Annotated in this window: 24 protein-coding genes; 15 read left to right on the forward strand and 9 right to left on the reverse strand. The window is 69.7% G+C overall.

Annotated elements, in window-relative coordinates; translation table 11 throughout:
- Positions 1-7: 7 nt before the first annotated feature.
- Together ACWCOV_RS07860 and ACWCOV_RS07865 are read right to left on the reverse strand one after the other, a co-directional pair.
- Positions 8-1,312 carry an ABC transporter substrate-binding protein gene (locus ACWCOV_RS07860; RefSeq protein WP_449828464.1) on the reverse strand — a complete coding sequence of 435 codons (1,305 nt, stop codon included), beginning with the start codon at positions 1,310-1,312 and terminating at the stop codon, positions 8-10.
- Positions 1,309-2,181, reverse strand: coding sequence for a nucleoside hydrolase (locus ACWCOV_RS07865; protein WP_449828465.1), 873 nt, complete (start codon positions 2,179-2,181; stop codon positions 1,309-1,311). Before ACWCOV_RS07865 ends, ACWCOV_RS07860 begins: the two co-directional genes overlap by 4 nt.
- A gap of 146 nt (positions 2,182-2,327) precedes the next feature.
- Here ACWCOV_RS07865 and ACWCOV_RS07870 point away from each other — a divergent pair, with 146 nt between their 5' ends.
- From ACWCOV_RS07870 to ACWCOV_RS07900, 7 genes are all read left to right on the forward strand, one after another.
- The gene (locus ACWCOV_RS07870) at positions 2,328-3,731 is read left to right on the forward strand and encodes an FGGY-family carbohydrate kinase (protein ID WP_449828466.1); all 1,404 of its coding nucleotides are present in this window, start codon (positions 2,328-2,330) and stop codon (positions 3,729-3,731) included.
- Between the two features lie 241 nt (positions 3,732-3,972).
- Positions 3,973-4,707 carry a cupin domain-containing protein gene (locus ACWCOV_RS07875; RefSeq protein ID WP_449828467.1) on the forward strand — a complete coding sequence of 245 codons (735 nt, stop codon included), beginning with the start codon at positions 3,973-3,975 and terminating at the stop codon, positions 4,705-4,707.
- Entirely contained in the window at positions 4,704-5,882 is a 1,179-nt protein-coding gene (locus ACWCOV_RS07880) for a Gfo/Idh/MocA family protein (RefSeq protein WP_449828468.1), read from the forward strand. The genes ACWCOV_RS07875 and ACWCOV_RS07880 overlap by 4 nt, the downstream gene beginning before the upstream one ends.
- Entirely contained in the window at positions 5,879-7,033 is a 1,155-nt protein-coding gene (locus ACWCOV_RS07885) for a dihydrodipicolinate synthase family protein (RefSeq protein ID WP_449828469.1), read from the forward strand. The genes ACWCOV_RS07880 and ACWCOV_RS07885 overlap by 4 nt, the downstream gene beginning before the upstream one ends.
- On the forward strand, positions 7,030-7,845 hold the full coding sequence (locus ACWCOV_RS07890; protein WP_449828470.1) for a sugar phosphate isomerase/epimerase family protein: 816 nt from the start codon (positions 7,030-7,032) through the stop codon (positions 7,843-7,845). The genes ACWCOV_RS07885 and ACWCOV_RS07890 overlap by 4 nt, the downstream gene beginning before the upstream one ends.
- Positions 7,846-7,864: 19 nt before the next feature.
- Complete coding sequence (locus ACWCOV_RS07895) at positions 7,865-8,611, forward strand: sugar phosphate isomerase/epimerase family protein (RefSeq protein WP_449828471.1); 747 nt, start codon at positions 7,865-7,867, stop codon at positions 8,609-8,611.
- 69 nt (positions 8,612-8,680) lie between these two features.
- Positions 8,681-10,126: a diguanylate cyclase domain-containing protein gene (locus ACWCOV_RS07900; protein WP_449828472.1), complete on the forward strand. Its 1,446-nt coding sequence runs from the start codon at positions 8,681-8,683 to the stop codon at positions 10,124-10,126.
- Positions 10,127-10,130: 4 nt separating this feature from the next.
- Here the strand turns inward: ACWCOV_RS07900 and ACWCOV_RS07905 are convergent, their stop codons facing one another.
- The 5 genes from ACWCOV_RS07905 to ACWCOV_RS07925 all read right to left on the reverse strand — a co-directional run bounded on the left by ACWCOV_RS07905 (position 10,131) and on the right by ACWCOV_RS07925 (position 15,770).
- Positions 10,131-11,081: a hypothetical protein gene (locus ACWCOV_RS07905; protein ID WP_449828473.1), complete on the reverse strand. Its 951-nt coding sequence runs from the start codon at positions 11,079-11,081 to the stop codon at positions 10,131-10,133.
- Between the two features lie 10 nt (positions 11,082-11,091).
- The gene (locus tag ACWCOV_RS07910) at positions 11,092-12,738 is read right to left on the reverse strand and encodes a hypothetical protein (protein WP_449828474.1); all 1,647 of its coding nucleotides are present in this window, start codon (positions 12,736-12,738) and stop codon (positions 11,092-11,094) included.
- Positions 12,739-12,848: 110 nt separating this feature from the next.
- A complete protein-coding gene (locus ACWCOV_RS07915; protein ID WP_449828475.1) occupies positions 12,849-13,331 on the reverse strand; it encodes an N-acetyltransferase family protein in 483 nt (160 codons plus the stop codon).
- An 85-nt stretch (positions 13,332-13,416) separates the two neighbouring features.
- On the reverse strand, positions 13,417-14,238 hold the full coding sequence (locus tag ACWCOV_RS07920; protein ID WP_449828476.1) for a polysaccharide lyase family protein: 822 nt from the start codon (positions 14,236-14,238) through the stop codon (positions 13,417-13,419).
- Positions 14,238-15,770, reverse strand: a complete 1,533-nt coding sequence (locus tag ACWCOV_RS07925; protein ID WP_449828477.1) for an alkaline phosphatase D family protein — start codon at positions 15,768-15,770, stop codon at positions 14,238-14,240. Before ACWCOV_RS07925 ends, ACWCOV_RS07920 begins: the two co-directional genes overlap by 1 nt.
- Before the next feature lie 195 nt (positions 15,771-15,965).
- Between ACWCOV_RS07925 and ACWCOV_RS07930 the strand changes: the two genes are divergently transcribed.
- The 4 genes from ACWCOV_RS07930 to ACWCOV_RS07945 all read left to right on the forward strand — a co-directional run bounded on the left by ACWCOV_RS07930 (position 15,966) and on the right by ACWCOV_RS07945 (position 19,310).
- Positions 15,966-16,841 (forward strand): aldo/keto reductase, encoded by an 876-nt coding sequence (locus tag ACWCOV_RS07930; RefSeq protein WP_449828478.1) that lies wholly within the window; start codon positions 15,966-15,968, stop codon positions 16,839-16,841.
- Positions 16,842-16,926: 85 nt separating this feature from the next.
- Positions 16,927-17,271, forward strand: coding sequence for a tetratricopeptide repeat protein (locus tag ACWCOV_RS07935; RefSeq protein ID WP_449828479.1), 345 nt, complete (start codon positions 16,927-16,929; stop codon positions 17,269-17,271).
- Between the two features lie 327 nt (positions 17,272-17,598).
- Complete coding sequence (locus ACWCOV_RS07940; RefSeq protein ID WP_449828480.1) at positions 17,599-18,711, forward strand: LLM class flavin-dependent oxidoreductase; 1,113 nt, start codon at positions 17,599-17,601, stop codon at positions 18,709-18,711.
- Complete coding sequence (locus ACWCOV_RS07945; protein ID WP_449828481.1) at positions 18,708-19,310, forward strand: FMN reductase; 603 nt, start codon at positions 18,708-18,710, stop codon at positions 19,308-19,310. The genes ACWCOV_RS07940 and ACWCOV_RS07945 overlap by 4 nt, the downstream gene beginning before the upstream one ends.
- On the opposite strand, the gene ACWCOV_RS07950 is transcribed toward ACWCOV_RS07945, so the two are convergent.
- On the reverse strand, positions 19,300-20,067 hold the full coding sequence (locus tag ACWCOV_RS07950; protein ID WP_449828482.1) for a TetR/AcrR family transcriptional regulator: 768 nt from the start codon (positions 20,065-20,067) through the stop codon (positions 19,300-19,302). The two genes, ACWCOV_RS07945 and ACWCOV_RS07950, sit on opposite strands and share 11 nt — an antisense overlap.
- Before the next feature lie 94 nt (positions 20,068-20,161).
- On the opposite strand from ACWCOV_RS07950, the gene ACWCOV_RS07955 reads away from it, so the two are divergent.
- The 3 genes from ACWCOV_RS07955 to ACWCOV_RS07965 are packed head-to-tail and all read left to right on the forward strand — an operon-like array spanning position 20,162 to position 22,819.
- Positions 20,162-21,115 (forward strand): ATP-binding cassette domain-containing protein, encoded by a 954-nt coding sequence (locus ACWCOV_RS07955; protein ID WP_449828483.1) that lies wholly within the window; start codon positions 20,162-20,164, stop codon positions 21,113-21,115.
- Positions 21,112-21,906 (forward strand): ABC transporter permease, encoded by a 795-nt coding sequence (locus tag ACWCOV_RS07960; RefSeq protein WP_449828484.1) that lies wholly within the window; start codon positions 21,112-21,114, stop codon positions 21,904-21,906. Before ACWCOV_RS07955 ends, ACWCOV_RS07960 begins: the two co-directional genes overlap by 4 nt.
- Positions 21,907-21,934: 28 nt before the next feature.
- Positions 21,935-22,819 (forward strand): FkbM family methyltransferase, encoded by an 885-nt coding sequence (locus ACWCOV_RS07965; RefSeq protein WP_449828485.1) that lies wholly within the window; start codon positions 21,935-21,937, stop codon positions 22,817-22,819.
- 15 nt (positions 22,820-22,834) lie between these two features.
- Here ACWCOV_RS07965 and ACWCOV_RS07970 read toward each other — a convergent pair whose 3' ends face one another.
- Positions 22,835-23,602: an SDR family NAD(P)-dependent oxidoreductase gene (locus ACWCOV_RS07970; RefSeq protein ID WP_449828486.1), complete on the reverse strand. Its 768-nt coding sequence runs from the start codon at positions 23,600-23,602 to the stop codon at positions 22,835-22,837.
- A 97-nt stretch (positions 23,603-23,699) separates the two neighbouring features.
- Between ACWCOV_RS07970 and ACWCOV_RS07975 the strand changes: the two genes are divergently transcribed.
- Positions 23,700-24,239, forward strand: a complete 540-nt coding sequence (locus ACWCOV_RS07975) for a GNAT family N-acetyltransferase (RefSeq protein ID WP_449828487.1) — start codon at positions 23,700-23,702, stop codon at positions 24,237-24,239.
- Positions 24,240-24,269: the final 30 nt, after the last annotated feature.

The following is a 24,269-nucleotide window of genomic DNA, read 5'->3' on the forward strand; positions in this document are numbered from 1 at the left end:
GCCCGACTCAGCCCTTCGCCCAGGCGGAGACGATCTCCTGCATCTTCTTCGCCGCCGCGTCCGGCGTGACCGAGCCCTGCAGCAGGTCGCTCTGCACGCTGAAGTACTGGTCGGCCTCCTTCTTCGGGAACGCCTGGTCCTGGATCGTGTAGAAGGGGTTGCTCCCGTACTTCTGCGCCCACTCCGCCGACAGCGGCAGCGCCTTCGGGTCCGGCTCGGCGCCCTTGACCGTCGAGGCGCTGACCTGCATCGCCTTCTGCGTCTCGGGCTGCACGATGAAGTCGATCAGCGCCGCGGCCTTGTCGGCGTTGCCCGACTTGGCGTTGATCATGTAGCCCTCGACGAAGCCCGAGTGCCGGGCCGGCTTCTGGTCGGTGGGCAGCTCGAAGTTGCCGAACGCGGCCGGGCTCTTCTTCGCGGACAGGATCGCAGCCGCCTCGGTCCACGGCCCGGTGATCGTGTACGCCGTCTTGCCCTGCACGTACGCCGGTTCGATGTCGGCCGGGTCGAGGCCCAGCGCGCCCTGCGGCAGCCACTTCTTGTCCTGCCACTTCTTGAACAGCGCGAACGCCTCGACGACCTCGGGCCGGTCCCAGCTCTCGTCACCGGTCAGCAGCTTGTCGTGCAGCTCCGGCCCGGCGGTGTGCTCGAGCAGGTACTCGAACAGCCGCATGATGTCCCAGCCGTACTTGCCGCCCAGCCCGCACGGCGTGACGCCGACCGCGACCAGCTTGTCGTTCATCGCCTCGAGCTCGGCGTACGTCGTCGGCGGTCCGCTGACCCCGGCCTTCGCGAGCAGCGACTTGTTGTACCAGGCGCCGATCCCGAGCGAGACGAACGGCACCCCGGTCTTCACGCCGTCGAACGTCATCCCGCCGATCGCCGCGGTGTTGATCTTCGAGTCCCAGCCGTACTTGGAGTAGTACGGCGACAGGTCGAGCGCCTGCTTGGCCTTCGCGAACGGCGCCCCGATCTGGCCGCCCCAGATCCGCCAGACATCCGGGCCCTTGCCACCGAGCAGTTCCGTGCGCAGCTTGTCCGGGTACACCGCCGCACCCGAGCCGGGCAGGCTGTCGACGGTCGTCGTGGTGCCGTTCTGCGCGTCGAACTTCTTGACCTGCGCCTTCAGCAGCCCGATCGTCTCGTCGGCCTCGTAGGTGAACAGGCGCAGGTTGTTCGAGGCCGCGCCGGTGGCGCCGCCGCTCCCGCTGGTCGACGCGCCACCGCCGGTGCAGGCGGACAGGCCGACGCCGGCAGCGGCGGCGGACGTGAGACCGAGGAATCCACGGCGGGTGAAGGTGTTGCCTGTCATGAGTTGCTCCTTTGGCGGGCAAAGCGGCGGATCTTGGCGAACATGTCTTCCAGCAGGAACCGGACGTCGACCTGTTCGCAGACGCTGATGGGGTTGTCGGTCCCGGGCAGGTACCAGCCGTCGACGCCGAACCGCGGCGCCGGCCGGACCCGCATGTCCCCGCTGCGCGGGTACAGCATCAGGGCGATCGCCGGCGAGTCGCCGAGGGACCGGGACTCGATCGGTTCGCCGTGGTAGGTGGCGTTCCACTCGTGCAGCTGCTCGATCAGATACTTGCCGAGCGGCCCGGCGTCGCCGATCTTCTCGTCGAGCTCCGCGTAGCTCACCGAGACCTTGGTGTAGACGTCGCTCGGCACCTGCCAGACCGTCATCCCGGAGCCGAACACCACGTTCGCGGCGTGGATGTCGTTGGACAGGTTGAACTCGATCCCCGGGTACGACGTGTAGCCGTCGTACCCCCGGCCGCCGATCCAGATCACGATCACGTCCCGGCGCACGATCTCCGGGTCGAGCAGGATCGCCGAGGCCATGTCGGTCAGCGGGCCGAGGAACGACACGAACAGCGGGTCGTCCTTCGAGGCCAGCTTGGACTCCTCGATGATCAGCCGCGCGCCCGGGGAGTCCAGCGGAGTCTGCTCGTCCGGAATGCCGGTCGGCGCCCCGTCCGCGACCGGGACCTGGCCGGTCAGGTCCATCAGGTCCAGCAGCAGGTCGATCTCCTCGCGCGACTCCGCCATGCTCCGGTCCGACCGCCGGGTGCCGAAGTGCGCGGCGATCAGCCCGCGGATGTCGAAGGTGGGCGACAGCAGCCCGTGCACGATCGCGAACTGGTCGTCCGCCTCGTTCTTGGCGTCCGTGTTGATGATCACCCGACGTCTGCTCGGCTTCGCCACCCTGAGATCCCATCTCGAATAGATATTCAGTAGTGCATAACCTGTCGACCTGAGTTTCACCACGGCGCTAGAGTCCCGTCAAGACCTCAGTTGAAAGTTGTCGAACCGGAAGGGCGCTCGACGTGGGTGGATCTGCGGTGCTTGCGGTCGACCAGGGCACGACCAACTCCAAAGCGCTACTCGTCGCCGCCGACGGATCCGTGCTGGCGACCGGGTCCGCTCCGGTCGGCCTGTCGACACCCCAGCCGGGCTGGGCGGAGCAGGATGCCGAGGACATCTGGCAGAGCGTGCTGACGGCGATCTCCGCCTGCCTCGCGTCTGCGGACGGTGTCGACGTCGTCGGGGTCGCCTTGTCCACGCAGCGTGAGTCGGTCGTCGGGTGGAGCGGCGCGGGCGCGGCGGTCGGGCCGGTCATCGGCTGGCAGGACGTGCGGACCACGGCCTGGTGCGCGACCCTTCCCGCCGAGCTTGATGTGCTGGTCCGCGAGCGCACCGGACTGCGGGTGGACGCGATGTTCTCCGCGCCCAAGCTGCACTGGCTGCTCAAGAACTCGAAACCCGATCGCGTCGGCACCGTCGACTCCTGGCTGGTTCATCGCCTGAGTGGTTGCCAAGAGCATCTGATAGAAGCGGGCAACGCGTCACGCACCTTGCTGTACGACGTTCTGGACCTCGACTGGTCCACGTCGTTGCTCGAGGCCTTCGGCGTACCGCGGTCGGTGCTGCCGGAGGTCCGGCCGTCGAACGGCGGATTCGGCCACACCAAAGGCGTTCCGGGGCTGCCCGACGGGATCCCGATCGTCGCCGTCCTGGCCGACTCGCATGCGGCGATGTACGGGCAAGGATGCACGCGGGCCGGGATGATCAAGGCGACGTACGGTACCGGGTCGTCCGTGATGACGCCGGTCGACGCGTTCGTCGCCGACGGGTGCACGCTCGCGTGGCTGACGGATCAGCCGCTCTACGCGCTCGAAGGGAACATCGTGTCGTCCGGCGCCGCGCTCGCCTGGACGGCCGGCATGCTCGGGCTGCCCGACGTCGGCGCGCTGGTGGAACTCGCGGACACCGTGCCGGATGCGGGCGGCGTCGTACTGGTGCCGGCGTTCGCCGGGCTCGGGGCGCCGCACTGGGATCGCAACGCCCGCGCCGCGCTGACCGGGATGAGCAGTTCGACCACTCGCGCCCACATCGCGCGGGCGTCCGTGGACGCGGTCGCGCACCAGATCTGCGACATCGTCGACACCATTCCGGGTACGCCTGGACGGCTCCGGGCCGACGGCGGGGCCACCGTCTCCGGTCTGCTGATGCAAACCCAGGCCGATCTGCTCGGTCACCCGGTCGAGGCGTCCGATGTTGCCGAGGTCAGCGCGCTCGGCGCCGCCGAGCTGGCCTGGACCGCCCTAGGCGAAGCCACTGGCTGGGCCGACAAACGCTCCGCCCGAGTCTTCGAACCGGGACTCGACGCCGGCTCCCGCGCATCCCGCCGCACCACCTGGTCACAGGCCGTCGCCGCCGTCCGCACCTGACCGTCCGGTGCCGACCGACAGGACGTATATACCCACTGCCGGCCGCCGTCCCGCCTGCGCGGCGTGAGTTTCGGCGCGACTGGGGGAGGACCTCCTGTCGGAAAGCACCCTGCGGGGTTGACCGGATGCGGTCGGACATCGCTTTCCGTTACAGGTTGACTCGTCGTGACAGCCCACCTAAGGTTGCGGTCACAAGGCCTGGAAAGCCCTTTCCAAGGCTCACGGCGAGGGAGGCTCCGGCATGTGCGAGTTCGAGCCCGGTGCTGCGGTCGCACTCCCGGGCGGGATCGGCATCTCGCGGCTGACGGTGTACGACGTCGAGGCCCCGGACGGCCTGGTCGGCGGGACGCCGCACGTCCACCTCGCCTGCTCCGAGGGGTACTACGTGATCGCCGGCACCGGCGCGGTCCAGACGCTCACGGCGAAGGGCTTCACCGAGACCCCGCTGCAGGCCGGCGCCGTGGTGTGGTTCGACCCCGGCACCATCCACCGGCTGGTGAACGGCGGCGGGCTGCAGATCCTAACGCTGATGTCGAACTCCGGTCTCCCCGAGGCCGGCGACGCCGTGCTGACGCTGCCGCCCGAGCACCTGGCCGACCGCGAGACGTACCTGAAGGCGACCGCCCTCACCGGCGAGGGTGAGGCGCGGACCGCGTCCGCGATGGCCCGCCGCGACCTCGCGCTCGACGGTTTCGCCGTACTGCGGGAGACGTACGAGGCGCAGGGCCCGACGGCGCTCGACGACTTCTACGCGGCCGCGGTCCAGCTCGTCCAGCCGCAGCTCGCCGACTGGCGCCGTCGCTGGGAGCAGGGCGCACGCCGGCTCGCCGACGAGACCGGCGCCGCGCTGGACGCCCTCGAGGCCGGTACGGCGCCGCACCTGCAGACCGCTGAGCTCCATCGACTACCCGCCCCCACCGAGTTCGGCCGGCACGGCATGTGCGGTCGCCTCGACATCTACGACATCACTTCGTGAGAGGCAAGACTGTGAACGAGCGACGCATCGGCATCGTGATGAACGGAGTCACCGGCCGGATGGGCCTGCGCCAGCACCTCGAGCGCTCCATCGTGGCGATCCGTGAGCAGGGCGGCATCCCGGCCGCCGACGGCACCATGATCGTCCCCGAGCCGATCCTGGTCGGCCGCAACGAGCTCAAGCTGCGCCGGATCGCCGAGAAGTACGAGCTGACCCGGTGGACCACCGACCTGGCCGAGGCGCTTGCCGAGCCGGACGTGGAGATCTACTTCGACTCCCAGCTGACCCAGCTGCGCGAGAAGGGGGTCCGCGCGGCGGTCGAGGCCGGCAAGGCCATCTACTGCGAGAAGCCGATCGCCGAGGGCCTGGAGGCCGCCGTCGACCTGGCCCGCCTGGTCCGCGACTCCGGGCTGAAGAACGGCGTGGTCCAGGACAAGCTGTCGCTGCCCGGCCTGCGGAAGCTGAAGCGGCTGGTGGACGGCGGGTTCTTCGGACAGATCCTCTCGGTCCGCGGCGAGTTCGGCTACTGGGTCTTCGAGGGCGACTGGCAGGAGGCGCAGCGGCCGTCCTGGAACTACAAGTCCGAAGAGGGCGGCGGCATCATCGTCGACATGTTCTGCCACTGGCGGTACGTGCTCGACCAGATCTTCGGCCCGGTCAAGTCCGTCTACTGCCAGGGCGCGACGCACATCCCGACCCGGTACGACGAGCAGGGCCAGGAGTACACCGCCACCGCGGACGACGCGGCGTACGGCGTCTTCGAGCTGGAGGGCGGCATCGTCGCCCAGATGAACTCGTCCTGGGTGACCCGGGTGTTCCGCGACGAGCTGGTCGAGTTCCAGGTCGACGGCACCGAGGGCAGCGCGGTCGCGGGGCTGCGCCGCTGCCGGGCGCAGCACCGGTCGGCGACGCCGAAGCCGGTCTGGAACCCGGACCTGCCGGCCACCGAGCAGTTCCGCGAGCAGTGGGCCGAGGTGCCGGACAACGAAGAGTTCGACAACGGCTTCAAGGTGCAGTGGGAGATGTTCCTGCGGCACGTGGTCGACGACGCGCCGTTCACCTGGGACTTCGTCGAGGGCGCCAAGGGTGTGCAGCTCGCCGAGCTCGGCCTGCAGTCGTGGCGCGAGGGCCGCAAGCTCGAGGTGCCGCCGCTCGACATCGAGGGCAAGCTGTGACGCTCTCGCTCGAGCTCCCGCTGGACGGCGGCCTGTCGTCCTACCGGCTGGTGGGCGAGCCCGTTGCCCAGGGCACCTACGAGCCGGCCCGGTCGCGGCTGGCCTTTGCCGCAGCCCATGTTGTAGCGGACCCCCTGGGCGACAACTCGCCGGGACAGCCTGCCGTGGTCGACTGGGAGCACACGCTGGAGTTCCGGCGGCACCTGTGGTCGCTCGGGTTGTCGGTCGCCGAGGCGATGGACACCGCGCAACGCGGGATGGGGCTGGACTGGCCGGCGACGCAGGAGCTGATCCGGCGGTCCGCCACGGAGGCCCCGAACGGCCGGATCGCGGTCGGCGTCGGCACGGATCAACTTGCTGCGGGCAACCACTCGCTGGAGACCGTGATCGGCGCCTACGAGGAGCAGCTGGCCGTCGCCGAGGAGGTCGGCGCACAGCCGATCCTGATGGCCAGCCGGGCCTTGTGCGCGGCGGCGACCGCGCCGGACGACTACCGGAAGGTGTACGACCGGCTGCTGAGCCAGTCCTCCCGGCCGGTGATCCTGCACTGGCTGGGCGCCATGTTCGACCCCGCGCTCGACGGCTACTGGGGCAGCGACTCGCTCGACACCGCCGCCGACGTGGTGGTCGAGCTGATCTGCGACAACACCGCGAAGGTCGACGGCATCAAGGTCTCGTTGCTCGAGGCCTCGCGTGAAGTTGCCCTGCGCAACCGGCTGCCCGAGGGCGTGCGCCTCTACACCGGCGACGACTTCAACTACCCCGCCTTGATCAAGGGCGATGACGACGCCTACAGCGACGCGCTGCTCGGGATCTTCGCCGCGATCGCCCCGGCGGCCGCGGCCGCGTTGAAGGCGCTCGACGACGGCGACCTGCAGCGGTACGACGAGGTGTTCGAGCCGACCGTTGCGCTGTCCCGGCAGATCTTCTCGGCGCCGACGTACTACTACAAGACCGGAATCGCCTTCCTGGCCTGGCTGAACGGCCACCAGCCCGGGTTCTCGATGGTCGGTGGCCTGCAGACCGGGCGGTCGCTGCCGCACCTTGCGGACACCTTCCGGCTCGCCGACCAAGCCGGCGTACTGACGAATCCGGAGCTGGCCGTCTCGCGGTTCCGTCAGCTGCTGCGTGTGGGTGGTGTAAACGCGTGAGCCGCTACAGCCTGAACCAGGCGACGACGAAGTACTGGCCGCTCGAGGACGTCGTGGCGGCCAGCGCGAAGGCCGAGCTGTCCTGGATCGGCCTGTGGCGCGAGCCGATCCAGGAGTACGGCGTCGACAAGGCGGCCAAGCTGGTCGCGGACGCCGGCCTGAAGGTGTCGTCGCTGTGCCGGAGCGGATTCTTCACCGCGACCGACCCGGTCGAGCGGAAGGCGAAGATCGAGGACAACCGCCGCGCGATCGACGAGGCGGCGACGATCGGGACCTCCGTGCTCGTGCTCGTCAGCGGCGGCCTGCCGGCCGGGTCACGGGACATCGACGGGGCCCGGGCGATGGTCCGGGACGGGCTGGCCGAGCTGGCGCCGTACGCCGAGGAACGTGGCGTGAAGCTCGCGGTCGAGGCGTTGCACCCGATGTTCTGCTCGGACCGGTGCGTGGTGTCGTCGCTGTCCGGGGCCCTCGACCTGGCCGAGCAGTTCCCGGCGACGCAGGTCGGCGTGATCGTGGACGCGTACCACCTGTGGTGGGACGCGGACGTGTACCGGCAGATCGAGCGGGCCGGGGAGCGGATCCTGTCCTACCAGGTGAGCGACTGGGTCGTCCCGCTGCCGGAGGACACGCTGCTCGGCCGCGGCATGATGGGCGACGGCTCGATCGAACTGCGCCGGCTCCGCGAGGCCTGCGACGCGGCCGGGTACGACGGCCCGATCGAGGTCGAGATCTTCAACCAGAAGCTGTGGGACGCGCCCGGTCAGGAGGTCTTCGACCTGGCATTGGAGCGGTACCAGGAGCACGTCATCTAGCGACAGAGGAGCTGCCTGTATGACTATCCCCGCCGACGGCATCGGGATGCACCTGTACACGATGCGGGATGTGCTGGCCGAGGACTACCCGGGAACGCTGAAGCGGCTGGCCGGCATCGGGTACCGCACGGTCGGTGTGAGCGGCCGGTTCGGCCACTCCCCGGACAAGATCCGGTCCTTCGCGGACGAGGCCGGGCTGTCGATCGTGCTGGAGCACGTGAAGTACGACCGGATGTCCGACGACTGGGCCGGCGCGCTGGCCGACGCCAGGACGCTGGGAGCGAAGTGGGTCGTCGTACCGTCGATCCCCTCCGAGCAACACTCGGTGGAGGGCTTCCGTACGGCGGCCGCCGCGTTCACCGAGGCGGGCAAGGCGGCTCGGGACGCCGGGCTGAAGCTGCTCTTCCACAACCACGGCCGGGACTTCGACGAGGTCGACGGGCAGGTGCTGTTCGACATCCTGCTCGAGGTCGACCCGGAGCTGCTCGGCTTCGAGCTGGATCTGTACTGGGTGGTCAACGGCGGCAAGGACCCGATCCACTACTTCCGGAACCACCCGGGCCGGTATCCCGCGCTGCACGTGAAGGACATGGCCGAGGACGGCTCGTGGGAGGACGTCGGCGCCGGCAAGCTCGACTTCGCCGCGATGTTCGCCCACGCCGCCGAGGGCGGGGTCGAGCAGTGGCTGGTCGAGCACGACAAGCCCACCGACGCCTGGCAGTCCGCCGAACGGAGCTACCGCGGACTGTCCGATCTCCGGTTCTGACAAACGCTTAACCGGATCAGCACTGGTTACAGCTGCTCACGTCGGGTGAGATCGGCCTAAGCTCGACGCGTGCAGAACGAACCGACTGTTCGGCTGACGGCTGTTCGGCGCCTGTACGAGGTGAGCGCGCGGATGGGCGCGGGGCGCAGCCTGGCCGAAACCCTGCAGGCGGTCGTCGACGGCGTCGTGACCGGGCTCGGGTTCGGGATCGCGGTCCTGAACCTGCGGCAGCCGGACGGGAAGTTCGAGGTGATCGCGGTCGCCGGGTCGCCGGAGGCCCGCGAGGCGCTGCTCGGGACGATCAGCTCGGCGGACATCTTCGACGCCGAGTTCGCGATCGCCGACGAGTGGGGCGGGCTCCGGTTCGTGCCGCACGAGCGGTTGCCGGAAGGCGAGGTGATCGGCTGGGTGCCCGACGTGCCGGTGTCCGACGACCCGGCCGCCTGGCATCCGCTGGACGCCCTGTTCGCACCGCTGTACTCACCGGCCGGCGACCTGGTCGGCATGCTGGCGGTCGACCTGCCGGAGGACCAGCGACGGCCCGGCCCGATCCACCGGGAGCTGCTGGAGATCTTCGCCACCCAGGCCGGGCTGGCGATCGACAAGGCCCGGCTGACCGATCAGCTGCTGGCCGAGAAGTCCCGGCTGGAGGCCAGCGAGACCACGTTCCGGATGGTGTTCGAGGGCGCCGGCAACGGGATGGCGACGATCGCCGTCGACGGGCCCGAGGCCGGCCGGATCCTGCGCGTGAACGACGCCTTCTGCCGGATCACCGGGTACACCGCCGACCAGCTGGTCGGCGCCCGGCTGCTGGACTTCCTGCGTGACGAGGACCCGTCGCTGTCCCGGGAGGAGCTCGAGAAGGTGGCCGCCGGCAATGGGACGTACCGGTTCGAGCGGATCTTCTCGCCGCCGGCCGGCAACGACATCTGGCTCGGCGGTACGGCGGCCATCGTCGGCGCCAAGGGGCAGCCGCGGATCCTGCTGATCCAGATCGACGACGTGACCGCCCGCAAGGACGCCGAGCGCGAGCTCCGCCACCACGCCGCCCACGACCCACTGACCGGCCTGCCGAACCGTCGTCTCCTGCAGCACCGGTTCGCGGCCGCGCTGGAGCGGACTCGCGCCACCGGCCGTCGCGGCGCCCTGCTGTTCTGCGACCTCAACCACTTCAAGCTGGTCAACGACAGCTACGGTCACGAGGCCGGCGACCGGGCGTTGCAGGAGATCGCCGCCCGGCTGGCGAGCGAGGTCCGCCACGGCGACACCGTCGCGCGTCTCGGCGGCGACGAGTTCGCCGTCCTCGCCGAGGACATCGCCGACGACGACCTGGCCGCCCTGATCGGCCGCCTCGAGACCGCCGTGAGCCGGCCGCTCCCCAACATCACCGTCCAGGTCAGCACCAGCATCGGCACCGCCCCGATCACCCCCGAGACCACCGACCTCGACACCCTCCTGCACACCGCCGACCAGGCCATGTACCTCACCAAGCAGCAGCGCAAGCGCCGGGACTGACGGATCAGGAGCCGGCGGTGGCGCGGGATCGGGCTTCGAGGAATCTCTGGCCGGGGTCGCCGCCGAGGTAGCCCCAGGGCTGCTCGGTCGGGCGCTCGCCGAGCTGCCGGAAGACAGCTGCCGCGGCCGCGGGATCCTCGCTCAGGCTGAAGGCCAGGGCGAAGATGTTCAGCGGAGCGGCCGAGCCGGGGCGCAGGTCGGCGGCCGGGTGCCAGATCGAGTGCTCGGCCGCGGTCCGCAGGTCGGCCCGGACGTTCGGCTGGGTCATGTAGCCGGTCGTCTGGTTCGCGTCCAGCTCGACAGTGATCTCGAGGTGAGCGAGCGCGACGAGGGCGTGCACCATGCTGCCGTCCGGGCTGCGGGTCGCGGTGTCCCGGGCGAACTGGTGCATCCACTCGTCACTGCCGAACCACTTCTTGCAGAGGGTCTGCATCCACTCGTGGTTCGCCTTCCAGTGGCTCGGGTGCCGCTTCGTCGCTTCCCGGTACCGGAACTCACCGTCGTCCAGCGGCAGCTGCAGTCCCCGCGCCGTACGGATCAGGAAGGCCCACGCGGACACCTCGTCCGGGTCGCGGCTGATCACGTCGTACAGGTACGACTCGGCGAGCCGGAGTCGCTCGAAGAAGAGCTCGAACCGATCGCGGGAGGTGTACTGCGCGCCGTAGCCGCCGCGGGCGTCCCAGGCCCAGTGCACGGCGTGCGCACCGCGAACCAGCTGCGCCAGGTTGTCGTCGGGCGTGTGGTGCCCGATCCAGACCTGTACGCCGGGGACGGCGCCGCAGACATCGAGGTAGAACGCGCGGTCGTCAGGGTGATCGGCAGCGGCCAGTACGGCGCGGGCGGTGGACCACTCGCGGTTCTCGAGGGCGTCGTACAGCCGCCGGGCCGTGAGATCGCCCAGACACGGATCGAGGACCATCGTGGGCGGAGGAGGCGTTTTCCGTCGCCACTTCATCGGGAGCACCTCACTTCTTGCGGTGTTCGCGGTAGGCCACAACGACGCCTATCACCAGGACGACGAACGTGGCGGGCGGCAGGTCACCGAACGACATCCCGGTCGCCAGCCCCAGCGCGACCGCACCGACCAGGGCGGCGAGGACCCAGAGAGTCGGCCGCTTCAGCCAGTACGCCGCCTTGTCCCGCCGAGTCACTGAGCTCCGCGGGATCGCGTCGGGCTCGCGGGCCGGCATCGGCACCCGCAGCGCGACCGGCACCGCGGCGTCGACCGTTGCGACCGCCTGCTGTCCGTCCTTCCACAGCGCGGGCTCGATCGGAAGCTGGTAGCCGTCCCGCCGGATCAGCAACCGTCCGCCGTCGGGGTAGGCGACGACGGCAGCCAATTCGTCGTACGACGCCGAGGTCTCGCCCGTGGTGGTCTCGACATGGGCGCCACTGCGGCCCACAGTCAGCGTGGCCGTGGCCACCGGTCGACCGACGTGCTTGAACTGTTGCCCCAACGGCACACTGACCCGCGGCGGGCCACCGTGCCAGCTCAACTGGGGATCGCGACTGCCGGCGGGGTCCACCGACACCAGCAGGCTGCTCCACATCGCGCGGGCGGCCGCACGGACGTCGTCGGCGGTCACGGCGTCGACCTCGGACGCCAGCTGGTCGCGGTCCGTCGGCGGGCGTCCGAGCAGCACGTCGCGGGCGGCCAGGTACGGCAGCCAGTTCTCGGCCGGCTCGGCCTTGATCCGCCGGAGCTCCTGGTCCAGGTCGTCGCGCAGCTCAGTCGGGTCAGGACCGCGGTCCCGAAGCCGGCGCAGCACGGTCGTGGTCTCGGAGACGACGGTCGGCAGCGCCTCGGGCAGGATGTCCATCCCCGCACTGATCATCGCGTGATCGGCATCCACGAGCTCGTACGACGACCAACCGCTGTAGCCCACTCCGGCGCCGTGCCGGAAGCCGCCCTCGAGCCCGCGCCGCAGGGCCCGCGTCAAGGTGGCAGCCGCGGTCGAACGCGGCACCACACCTGACAACGCGACCGAGCCCTCGGGTCCCGAGAACCCACCCGGCATCGGCTGATCGCACGGCGTCGCGCGGTTGGCCGGCCAGCGCGTGCCGTCCTTGAGCGGCAACCGCAGACCCGCCGGCGGTGGGCCCGTGAGGGCCAGTACGGCGTTGCCGCGGGTGTAGATGTCCGCCGCGAGCGCACGCAGGCGATCCGCTTCGGCGGTGTACAGCCCGAACTCGTCGTACCCCGCCAAGCCGGGGCCTTGCGCTCCGTAGCGCCACAGCAGGTGCGTCGCCACCGCGCCGGCACCACGCGTGGCGCCTTCGGCCCGGAGAACGCGCTGCTCGTGCTCCAGGTCGGTGAAGTCCGGATCGGTCAGCCACCGGCAGGTCTGCTGCAGGAACGCGGCGATGTCGTCGGGCTCGCCTTCCACGTCGAAGCTGGTGTGCAGCATGCCGACGTGTCCGTTGACCGGCGTACGGATCGTGTCCCGCCCGTGCAGGGCAAGGTGTTCGAGCAGATGCAGCCAGCCGTGGGTGGGCAGCGTCTCGTCCGCCATCCCCACCCGGAACCACAACCCGGCCCGCATCCGCTGCTCACCAGGCACCCAGTAGACGGGAACCCCGTCCACCTCCGTGACCCGCAACTCCCCACCCATGTCCCCAACCCCACCCCGGCGCTCGAACCGACAGCCGCCCTATCTTGCCCTGATCGGCGCGATCCCGCTGCCCCTTTCGCTCCGATTGCAGGAAGTTGCAACCGCGGGTGTCACGAACCCAGGCGGGTGAGGGCCTCGTCGGTGAGGCGGTAGGTGGTCCATTCGTCTTGTGGGTGAGCACCGAGGGACTTGTAGAAGTCGATGGCGGGGGTGTTCCAGTCGAGGACGGACCATTCGAGGCGTTCGTAGTCGTTGCGGACGCACTCCTGCGCGAGGGCGACCAGGAGGGCCTTGCCGAGGCCGGTACCGCGGGTTTCGGGGCGGACGAAGAGGTCTTCGAGGTAGATGCCGTGGACCCCACGCCAGGTGGAGAAGCTCAGGAACCAGATGGCGCAGCCGGCCACCATGCCCTCGTGCTCGGCGACGTGGCAGAACACCTTCGGCTCCGGACCGAACAGCGCGGTCTGCAGTTGCCCGGCGGTCAGCCTGCACTCGTCGGGCGCCCGCTCGTACTCGGCCAGGCCGTAGACCAGTTCCACGATCGCCGGCACGTCGTCCGGCCGCGCCCGTCGTACTCGTTCGTCAGTCTGCATTGGACCATTAACTCGCAGGACACTCACCGCCTGAATGCCGGCATCCACCGGGGACCCCGGGCGACCGCCCGGGGTCCCCGGTGGGCTACTTCCGCGCGAAGAGGCCGAGGGCGTCGTACGCGAGCCAGGAGCCGTTGTCCTTCAGCAGCTCGATCGCGTTCGGCCCCTGCTTGAAGAGGGTCCGGGACAGCGGCTGCTCGAGGTACGACGGCTTCAGCGGCGAGCCCGGATAGGTGCTGTCGGCAATCGTCGACCCCTTGGTGGCGCCGTTGGCGAACGTCAACCGGCCGACCTGGGTCCCGTTGACCGTCAGTACGGCGGTGCCGGCCAGGCTGGCGTGGCTGTCGATCAGCCACAACGCCAGGTCGAGATCCTGGTCCGGTACGGCGGCCAGGTCGAACCGCAACGTCGCCCTGTGGTTCTTCGACCCGGCCCACTTGTCGGCCGGCCCCGGCAGCAGGTACGACCAGTCGGCCGACGGTGTCGACGTACCGAACGTGTAGTCGACATCCGCCGGGAACCGTGCCGGGTAGCTCGCGTAGCCGTTCGGCGACAGGGCGAGCTCGGATCCCTTGCCGTCGAAGGCCCCCACGGTCGCGACCGGGACGCCCGAGATCGCGACCGAGGTCAGGTTGGTCGCGGCAACTGTTGCCGACGGCTTCGACCTGTTGCCCGCAGCATCGACCGTCACGACCCGGTACGTCCGGGTCACGCCGGTGAAGCCGAGGCCGCGGTGGACGAAGTGCGGGTAGACGGTCTTGCCGGCCGGCTCGTAGGAGCCGCCGGTCAGCACGTACACCGCGTAGTGGTCGACGACCGTTTCCCACGAGACCGGTTTCCAGTCGAGGGTGATGGTGCCGAGCTGGCCGCTGCCGGTCAGGTGGGAGATGGCGGGCGGGCGGTTCATCACAGGGCCTCCAGACGGGGCGCGCCGGCCGGCGAGCGGAACGCCGCGGCCACCCGCGGTTCGGCGTTCGCGTCGGCCTCGATGTACGGGAAGTTGACGAACTCCGCGGTCAGCTCGGACCGGGTCAGCGTCGTGTGCACGTAGCCGCGCCGGGCGTTGTAGAACTTCACGTACGGGTGCTGGAGCCAGTCCTTCGCGTACTGGTCGGTGTCTGCGCCGTCCCCGTCGGACCCGATCGACGAGCACACCAGCTCGACGCCGATCGTCGGCGAGGCCGGGTCCGCGAAGTCCGCCTTCAGCTCGGACGCCACGTGCCGGTGGATGTCCCCGGTGAGCATGACCGCGTTCCCGGCCCGCTGCAGTTCCGCGAGCAGCCGGCGCCGGTTGGCCGGGTAGCCGTCCCATTGCTCGATCCGGTCGTCGGTAATCGCGGTGAGGACGACACCGCCGGCAAGGACGTTCCAGGTCGCGCGGGATCGCCGCAGTCCGTCGTACAGCCACTTCTCCTGCTCGGCGCCCAGGATGGTGCGCTGCTCGGACTGCCGGTCGGCCTCGTCCACCGGCACTGGATCGCGGTACTGCCGGTTGTCGAGCAGGTTGAGCCGGGCGAGCGTCCCGACGTCGTACCGCCGGTAGACCTGGGTGTCCGGGCCCTCGGGCAGGCTGCCGAGCCCGATCGGCAGGTTCTCGTAGAAGGCCCGGTAGGCGACCGCCCGGCGATGCACGAACAGCTCCGGCGGGATCCCGTAGATCGAGTTCGCCGCGCCGTAGTTGTTCTGCACCTCGTGGTCGTCCCAGACGTTCAGCCACGGCGCCGCCGCGTGCGCCGCCTGCAGGTCCGGGTCGGTCTTGAACAGGCTGTACCGCAGCCGGTACTGCTCGAGGGTCTCGATCTCCACCCCGTGCTCGGGGCCGACCGTCACGCCCTCCCGCCAGAGGTTGCCGCCAGCAACGATGCCGTACTCGTAGGTGTAGTCGCCGAGGAAGAACACCGCGTCCGGCGCCCGGCGGGCGATGTCCCGGTACGCCGGGAAGTAGCCGTGGTACCAGGCCTGGCACGAAGCAGTCGCGAAGCTGAACCGCGAGCCGTGCACCGGCAGCGTCTTCGTGCGGCCGACCGGGCTGAGCTCGGCGCCGGCGCGGAAGCGGTAGAAGTACTCGCGCTCCGGCCGCAGCCCACGCACCTCGGGATGTACGGCGTGCGCAAGCTCCGGCGTCGCGATGGCGAGCCCACGCCGTACGACTCGCTTGAAGGAGCTGTCCTCGGCCACCTCGTACTGCACCGGCACGTGGTCGGCACGCATCCCGCCGTGCCCGTCGGCGGCCAACGGCGTAGGGGCAAGCCGGGTCCAGAGGACGAAACCATCGGGTCGCGGGTCACCGGAGGCGACACCGAGCGCGAACGCACCGGACGGAATCGGACGCCCAGGGGTGGCGTCCGCACTCGCCGGCGCGGACACGCCCAGCGCGACACTCGCAGCGCTGAGCCCGGTGAGCTGAAGGAAAGTACGACGTGTTGGCGGTGGAGGCACGGGCGGAGCTCCAATCACGAGACTGACGACCCCCTCGCTGCGCTCGGGGGTCGGGTAAAGTCACATTCTTACGTATGTCTCGTCCGTAATGTCACTCATTGACGGGAAGTCGCCAAAGATTCAGCAACTGGAGTGCTGGGTGTTTGCGAAGATTCCTGTTGGAAGTCTGAGTGGCGGCGCGCAAGGCTTGACGGCATGGCAGCTCAGACGAACAAGACACGCCGGATCGGCGACGTGGAGGTCAGCGGGATCGGCCTCGGCGCGATGCCGATGTCGATCGAGGGCCGGCCCGACGAGGCCCGGTCGATCGCGACCATCCACGCCGCGCTCGACGCCGGCATCACCCTGATCGACACCGCGGACGCGTACCACCTGACCGCGACCGACGTCGGACACAACGAGTCCCTGATCGCCAAGGCGCTGGCGTCGTACGGCGGTGACACCTCCCGCGTCCTGGTCGCGACCAAGGGCGGGCACCTGCGGCCGGGTGACGGGCGGTGGACGCTCGACGGCTCGCCCCAGCACCTGAAGGAGGCGGCCGACGCGTCGCTGAAGCGGCTCGGCGTGGACGCGATCGGGCTGTACCAGTTCCACCGGCCAGACCCGAACACGCCGTACGAGGAGTCGATCGGCGCGATCCGCGACCTGCTCGACGCGGGCAAGATCCGGATGGCCGGGATCTCGAACGCGAACCCGGCGCAGATCCAGCAGGCCAACGAGATCCTCGGCGGCCGGCTCGTCTCGGTGCAGAACCAGTTCTCGCCGGCCTTCCGGTCCAGCGAGCCCGAGCTCGAGTTCTGCGACCAGCTCGGGATCGCGTTCCTGCCCTGGTCCCCGCTCGGCGGCATCTCGAACGCCGGTGAGCTCGGGGCCAAGCACCCCGCGTTCCACCAGCTCGCGAACGAGCTCGGCGTCAGCCCGCAGCGCGTCACGCTGGCGTGGATGCTGGCGAGGTCGCCGTACGTCATCCCGATCCCCGGCTCCAGCCGGCCCGAGACGATCCTCGACTCGTACGCCGCTCTGGACCTCGAGCTCACCCCGGAGCAGGTCGCCACTCTCGACGCGGCCTGACCCCGACCCGGCGCCCCGGCCCACGGAATAGCTCCGCGGGCCGGGGCGTTCCTGTCTTGTCCCCACCAGACAGGAGGTTCTCGCGATGGAAGACCTGCGTGCGTTGAGCTACGGGCTCGGCCAGCAATACTTCGACGAGCGGGACTACCGCGGCGCGATCCGTGCCCTGCGGCCGGTCGTGGAGGAGACCCCGGACGACGTCGGCACGCGGCTGCTGCTCGCCCGTGCCTACTACCACGCGGCCTTGCTGAAGCCGGCCGAGGAGCACCTGCTGGAGGTCATCGAGCGGGAGCCGACCGAGTACTACGCGCACCTGATGCTGGCGCGGACGCTCGAGCGGCAGTCGCGCCCCGACGAGGCCGGCAAGCACCGCCGGATCGCGGCGGCGCTGACCGGCGACGACGACTTGCTCAGGCCCCACCGCGTCTGAGTTGACGCTGGGCGGCGTACAGGTCGGGGATCGGCGGGCGCTGACCCAGTAGCTGCGTCGCGTTCTCGAGGTCGCCCTGGAAGTCCCGCGGGAGACCGCTGCCCTCGGACGTCAGGCCCTGCAGGCCGACGGTGATGGAGCGGGGCGCGACGGGTCGGGCGGTGTGGCATGAACGCTCCTCGGGGCGGTGAGGTTTCGCGTGGCGGGACCGAGTTTCACCACATGGACCCGACCTGACAAGAGCGGGGAATGCCCCGACCATGGATTGGCGTTGTGAGGGTCATAAGTAGTTTAATAGTGAACTACTGGAGCCCTGGAGGAGGACAGATGCAGTTCGGTGTGTTCAGCGTCGGCGACGTGACCGAGGACCCGACCACCGGTCACACGGTGAGTGAGGCCGAGCGGATCAAGGCCATGGTCGCGATCGCGCTGAAGGCCGAGGAGGTGGGCCTGGACGTGTTCGCGCAGGGTGAGCACCACAACCCGCCGTTCGTCCCGTCCTCCCCCACCACGCAACTCGGGTTCATCGCGGCGAAGACGTCGAAGATCGTGCTGTCCACCGCGACCACCCTGATCACCACCAACGACCCGGTGAAGATCGCCGAGGACTACGCGATGCTGCAGCACCTGGCCGACGGCCGGGTCGACCTGATGATGGGTCGCGGCAACACCGGCCCGGTGTACCCGTGGTTCGGCCAGGACATCCGCAACGGCATCGGGCTCGCGGTGGAGAACTACGCGCTGCTGCGCCGGCTGTGGCGTGAGGACGTGGTCGACTGGGAGGGCAAGTTCCGGACGCCGCTGCAGGGCTTCACGGCGACGCCTCGACCGCTGGACGGCGTTCCTCCGTTCGTCTGGCACGGGTCGATCCGGTCGCCCGAGATCGCCGAGCAGGCGGCGTACTACGGCGACGGGTTCTTCCACAACAACATCTTCTGGCCGGTCACGCACACCAAGCGGATGATCGAGCTGTACCGGAGCCGGTTCGAGCACTACGGGCACGGCGCCGCGGACCAGGCGATCGTCGGGCTCGGCGGCCAGGTCTTCATGCGGAAGAACTCCCAGGACGCGGTCCGGGAGTTCCGGCCGTACTTCGACAACGCGCCGGTGTACGGGCACGGCCCGTCGCTGGAGGACTTCAGCCGGGAGACGCCGTTGACGGTCGGGAGCCCGCAGGAAGTGATCGAGCGGACGCTGACCTTCCGGGAGCACTTCGGTGACTACCAGCGGCAGCTGTTCCTGATCGACCACGCCGGGCTGCCGTTGAAGACCGTGCTGGAGCAGCTGGACATCCTCGGCGAAGAGGTCGTCCCGGTGCTGCGCAAGGAGTTCGCCGCGAAGAAGCCGGCCCACGTGCCGGACGCGCCGACCCACGCCTCCCTGAAGGCCGCGGCCGAGCGGGCGCGCGACCTGGAGACGATCAATGAGCCGACGGTATGACCGAGCGTGTGATCGCCGTGGTGACGGCCGGGCTGACGACCCCTTCGTCGTCCCGGCTGCTCGCCGACCAGCTGGCCGCCGCGGTGCGTGACGAGCTGTCCGGTCGCGGGATCGCGTCGCGGGTCGAGCTGATCGAGGTGCGTGACCACGCGCACGACCTGACCAACAACCTGCTCACGGGCTTCCCGACCGCCGAGCTCGGCAAGGTGCTCGACACGGTCACGAAGGCCGACGCTTTGATCGCGGTGACGCCGACGTTCAGCGCGTCGTACAGCGGGCTGTTCAAGATGTTCTTCGACGTCCTCGACGACAAGGCGCTGGCCGGCAAGCCGGTCCTGCTCGCCGCGACCGGCGGCACCGAGCGGCACTCCCTGGTGCTCGACTTCGGCCTCCGGCCGCTGTTCGCCTACCTGAAGGCGCTCCCGGTCGCGACCGGTGTGTACGCCGCCTCCACCGACTGGGGCAGCGGCGCCACCAAGCTCCGCACCCGGATCGCGCAGGCCGCGACCGAGTTGGTGGCGGCTCTCCACCACGAGACCCCGGCCCAGACCGACCCGTACGAGAACCCCACGCCGTTCGAGGATCTGCTCAACGGCTAGCGATCAGCAGCTCGATCCCGTCCAGGATGCGGGTCAGTCCGAACTGCAGCGCATGCGCCGGATCGATGACGGACTGGAAGTGCTCGCCGACCGAGGTGCCGACGCGGCCGGCCACCGGGAATCGGTCGGCCGCACCGGCCATGACGTAGGTGAGCGTGGGTGCGATCTCACGCCACCACTCCTGGTCGGACAGACCGGTCTCGCGCTGCGTGCGGAGTTGCTCCGCGCCGGCGCGAGCGGTGCCGTGGACGTGGGTGAGCACGAGCGTCAGCGCGGAGTCCATCTCCACATCGGTCAGGCCGAGCCCGTCCAGCGGACGGAGCTCGGCTTCGTACTTCAGGGTGATGTTGGGCCCGAGCGCGTTCCGCATGGTCGGGACCTCGTGGATCCACGGATGCTTCACCAGCACGTCCCAGTTGCGCTGAGCGATGAATTCCAGCGCACCTCGCCAGCCTCCTGACTGCCGGGCGGGCTCGTCGACGTCGGCGTACAGGTCGCCGTACACACTGTCGAACATCAGGTCGGTCAGCTCGCCCTTGCCCGGGACGTGCGTGTAGAGCGACATCGTGCCGACCTTCAGCTGCTCCGCCACGGTCCGCATGGACACCGCGTCGAGTCCGTGCGCGTCGGCGAGCTCGATCGCGGTGCCGACGATCGAGCGCACGGTCAGGCCGGACCGGCCGGGTTTGGTGTGACTGCCCCACAGCAGCGCCAGACTGCGCGCCGGATCGGGCGCGGCCGACTTCTTCGGACTCAAGGGAACAAACTCCAACCGCTCGTCGTTGACCGCATCGTACCCGAGTCGTACGGTGTACGGTACACCCTACGATCAATTCGGCGAGAGGTAGGAAGTGACTACGGAACGTGTGATCGAGGCCGTCGGCGTACGGAAGAACTACAAGGGCGGCACCGAGGGGGCAGGTCTGAACGGTTTCGACCTGGAGGTCACGGCCGGCACCGTGACGGGCCTGCTCGGCCCCAACGGCGCCGGCAAGACGACAGCGGTGCGGATCCTGTCCACACTGCTCGAGATGGACTCCGGCACCGCGACGATCGCGGGGTACGACGTTCGCCGGCAAGGCGCCGAGGTACGGCGCCGGATCGGCCTCGTCGGCCAGTACGCGGCGGTCGACGAGATGCTGACCGGCCGGCAGAACCTGGTCATGTTCGGCCGGCTGAACCACCTGGGCCACGCGGCCGCGGTCCGGCGGGCGGACGAGCTGCTCGAGCGGTTCAGCCTGACCGAGGCGGCCGGGCAGGCGGTGACGAAGTACTCCGGCGGGATGCGGCGGCGGCTCGACCTGGCGGCCAGCCTGATCGTGGCGCCGTCGGTGCTGTTCGTCGACGAGCCGACCACCGGGCTGGACCCGGCGGGCCGGATCGAGGTGTGGAACGCCGTCCGGCAGTTGGTCGACGGTGGGACGACAGTGCTGCTGACCACGCAGTACCTGGAGGAGGCGGATCAGCTGGCGAACCGGATCTCGATGCTCAAGGCCGGGAAGGTGGTGGCCGAAGGCACCCCGGACGAGCTGAAGACCCAGCTCGGGTCCGACTGGCTGGACCTGGTGCTCACGGATCCGGCCGACGTGCCGAGGGTGCTCGCCCTGGCCGAGCCCTTGGCCGACGGGGAGATCCGGGTGACCGACGTACGGATCAGTGTGCCGGTGAAGGACCGCACCCGGGCGCTGGTGACGATTGCGAATTCGTTGCACGAGGCAAAGATCGAACCGGAGGACATCACGCTGCGCAGACCGACCCTGGACGAAGTGTTCCTGCACCTGACCGGACCGGAGGTGGCGGCATGACGGCGCTCGGGTGGACCTTGGCGGACAGCTGGACGATCGCGCGGCGGACGCTGACGCACTGGCGGAACCAGCCGGGCCTCATCGTCTTCAACTGGTTGTTCCCGGTGCTGATGCTGCTGATGTTCGGCAGCCTGCTCGGCGGGGCGATGGACTTCCCCGAGGGCGAGTCGTACTACGAACTGCTGGTGCCCGGGATCTTCGCGCTGGCGATGCTCTTCGGGCTCGAAGGCACGATGACGGCGGTGACCACGGACAAGGACAAGGGGGTGACGGACAGGTTCCGGTCACTGCCGATGAGCTCGACGGCCGTGGTGATGGGCCGGTGCATCGCGGACATGCTCGACTCGGTGGTCACGCTGATCGTGCTGGCCGCGGCCGGGCTCGCGCTCGGCTGGCGCTGGCATGAGGGGCTGCCGGCGGCGTTGGCGGCCTTCGGGTTGCTGCTGTTGCTGCGGTTCGCGTTGCTGTGGGTCGGGATCTTCATCGGGCTGTCGGTGAAGAACGCGCAGAGCGTGACAGTCGTGCAGGTGCTGGTCTGGCCGATCGGCTTCCTCTCCAGCGCCTTTGTCGCCACCTCCACGATGCCCAACTGGCTCGGCACCATCGCCCAGTGGAACCCGCTGTCCGCAACGGCAACCGCGTCCCGAGCCCTGTTCGGCAACCCGGACCCGTCGGCGACAGCCACCTGGATCGGCACCCATGCGGAGGTCGCGGCAGTCATCTCCCCCCTCGTCCTGATTGCCGTCTTCCTCCCCCTCTCCGCCCATCGCTATCGCACCCTCTCGCAGTAACCCGGCCGTGATCGGGTACCAGGCGTAGGTGACCCAACTGCTGTGGCGCTCAGCGCACGTCCTCGGGCGTGCGCTGGGTCCGCAGGCTGCCCGCCGAACCGCCCGACTGGCCGGTGCTGTCGAGGGCCTCACCGACAGCGGCGTCCATCGCGTCGCCCTGCGCATCTCCCCGCGCCTGGCCGACGCCAACCCCTGGCTCGTGAAGGTCTCACCGGACTGGTCGACTCCGAGCGTCTCGGTACGACGCCAGGGCCTGCGACTCGACCTGGATCTGCGGGACAACCTGCAGGCAGTCCTCTACTACGCAGGTCGCTACGAACCCGCGGTCCGCCGATTCCTGCTGAGCGAGTTGCGACAGGGCGACGTCGTGCTCGACGTAGGAGCGAACATCGGGCTGCACGCGCTCACCGCGGCCAGCCGCTTGAAGCAACTGGGTGGCGGCCGCGTGATCGCCTTCGAGCCCGCCGCCGATTGCCTGGCCAAGCTGCACGCCGCCGCGGAGCGCAACGGCGTGCAGGTGGACGTGGTGCCGGCGGCGCTCGGGGAGCGGGAGAGCTACGCGGCGCTCCGGGCGGACAGCCGGTACGACGAGGCTGACGCCGGTGTGCGATCCCTCTACGGCGACGGGACCGTGGTGCAGGAGGTTCCGGTAGTCAGGCTGGACGACTGGGCCCGGGAGCACGGGCTCGATCGGCTGGATGTCGTGAAAGTGGACATCGAGGGTGGCGAAACCGCTGCGCTGGCCGGGGCGACGCACACGCTGACGCGGTTGCGACCACGGGCTGTGCTGGTCGAGGACAAGCGCCCGGAGGCGAGTGCGCGCCTGCACGCCGTACTCAGTGAGCTCGGATATCAGCCGACCGGCGAAGCGCTGGACCACAACGCGCTCTTCCGGCCGCAGGCGACGGGCTGACCGCCGCTCAGTTGCCTAGGGCATCAGTTGGCCGCCGTTGACCTCGATGATCTGGCCGGTGACGTAGGAGCTCATCGCGTCCGAGGCGAGGAACAGGATGGTGCCGACGCACTCGTGCGGGGTCCCGGTGCGGCCCATCGGGATGGTCCCGATCATGCCGTTCAGCTGCTCCTCGCCGGTGTGCCGGTCGTGGAACGGCGTCTTGATCACGCCGGGTGAGATGGCGTTGACCCGGATCCCCTCGGGGGCGAGCTCCTTGGCCAGGCCGCGGGTGAACGTGCTGACCGCGCCCTTGCTGGTCGCGTACACGACCGACCCGCCGCCACCGCCGTGCCGGCCGGCGATCGAGGTGACGTTGACGATGGCGCCGCCGCCCTGGGTCCGGAACACCGGCACGATCCGGCGGGAGAGCGCGAACACCGAGGTCAGGTTCACGTCCAGGATCCGGTGGAACTCCTCGTCCGGCACCTCGCTCACCGGCGAGCGGTTGACCAGGTCACCGGCGTTGTTCACCAGCACGTCGATCCGGCCGTGCTCGGCCAGCACGTCGTCGATCAGCTTGCCCGCCGACACCGGGTCGGCCAGGTCGGCCTGGTGGACGGTCGCCGTACCGCCGGCGGTCTGGACGGCGCCCAGCGTGTGCTTCGCGCCGTCGGCGTTGCGGTGGTAGTGCAGCGCGACCGTCGCCCCGGTCTCGGCGAACCCGACCGCCGCCGCTGCGCCGATCCCGCTGCTCGCGCCGGTGACCACGACGACCTGATCCCTGAAATCCAGATATGCCATGCGCCTATCCTGCCCCGGCCGGGTCCGGCCCGCGCGCGGACGGGTGTACGCGCCGGGAGAGGGTTTGCCCAGGCGGCGTCGGCGGTAGATTCGATGGATGGGATATGCGCTGGGGCAGCTGGATCTTCGGCGGTGGCGGACGGCGGACGCGCTGCGGTTGTCGGCGGCGCACCAGGATCCCGAGATGGTGAACCAGGGCGGGATCGTGGACACGGCGTCGGCCGTCGACTGGATCGGGCGGGTGGCCGACCTGGACAACGGCCACGTGTACGCCGTGGCGGACGCCGAGGATCACCCGATCGGATGTGTAGCGGTGACAAACATCGACCGGCACCAGGTCGGCTGGACCTGGTACTGGACGCTCGCGGAGGTCCGCGGCCAGGGCATCGCCCGCGACGCGCTCCGCGCCCTCGCCAACTGGGCCCACCAGGAGGCCGGCCTCTACCGGCTCGAGCTCGGCCACCGGCTGAACAACCCGGCCTCGTGCGGGGTGGCCGGCAGCGCGGGCTTCCTCTACGAGGGCCTGGAGCGCCAGCGACTCGCGTACGACGGCACCCGGTACGACGTCGAGCGGCACGCGCGCCTGGCCACCGACCCGCTCAGCCCGCCCCAGCGCCCGGTGACGATCAGCCTCTGATGCCGTTGGGATGCAAACCGACAGGACGTA

Source organism: Kribbella sp. NPDC002412, from assembly GCF_053592935.1.

Coding starts and splice junctions, on each gene's coding strand:
- ACWCOV_RS07860 (WP_449828464.1), bottom strand. CDS start 1,312: ATGACAGGCAACACCTTCACCCGCCGTGGATTCCTCGGTCTCACGTCC.
- ACWCOV_RS07875 (WP_449828467.1), top strand. CDS start 3,973: ATGTGCGAGTTCGAGCCCGGTGCTGCGGTCGCACTCCCGGGCGGGATC.
- ACWCOV_RS07895 (WP_449828471.1), top strand. CDS start 7,865: ATGACTATCCCCGCCGACGGCATCGGGATGCACCTGTACACGATGCGG.
- ACWCOV_RS07905 (WP_449828473.1), bottom strand. CDS start 11,081: ATGAAGTGGCGACGGAAAACGCCTCCTCCGCCCACGATGGTCCTCGAT.
- ACWCOV_RS07910 (WP_449828474.1), bottom strand. CDS start 12,738: ATGGGTGGGGAGTTGCGGGTCACGGAGGTGGACGGGGTTCCCGTCTAC.
- ACWCOV_RS07915 (WP_449828475.1), bottom strand. CDS start 13,331: ATGCAGACTGACGAACGAGTACGACGGGCGCGGCCGGACGACGTGCCG.
- ACWCOV_RS07920 (WP_449828476.1), bottom strand. CDS start 14,238: ATGAACCGCCCGCCCGCCATCTCCCACCTGACCGGCAGCGGCCAGCTC.
- ACWCOV_RS07930 (WP_449828478.1), top strand. CDS start 15,966: ATGGCAGCTCAGACGAACAAGACACGCCGGATCGGCGACGTGGAGGTC.
- ACWCOV_RS07935 (WP_449828479.1), top strand. CDS start 16,927: ATGGAAGACCTGCGTGCGTTGAGCTACGGGCTCGGCCAGCAATACTTC.
- ACWCOV_RS07940 (WP_449828480.1), top strand. CDS start 17,599: ATGCAGTTCGGTGTGTTCAGCGTCGGCGACGTGACCGAGGACCCGACC.
- ACWCOV_RS07945 (WP_449828481.1), top strand. CDS start 18,708: ATGACCGAGCGTGTGATCGCCGTGGTGACGGCCGGGCTGACGACCCCT.
- ACWCOV_RS07960 (WP_449828484.1), top strand. CDS start 21,112: ATGACGGCGCTCGGGTGGACCTTGGCGGACAGCTGGACGATCGCGCGG.
- ACWCOV_RS07970 (WP_449828486.1), bottom strand. CDS start 23,602: ATGGCATATCTGGATTTCAGGGATCAGGTCGTCGTGGTCACCGGCGCG.
- ACWCOV_RS07975 (WP_449828487.1), top strand. CDS start 23,700: ATGGGATATGCGCTGGGGCAGCTGGATCTTCGGCGGTGGCGGACGGCG.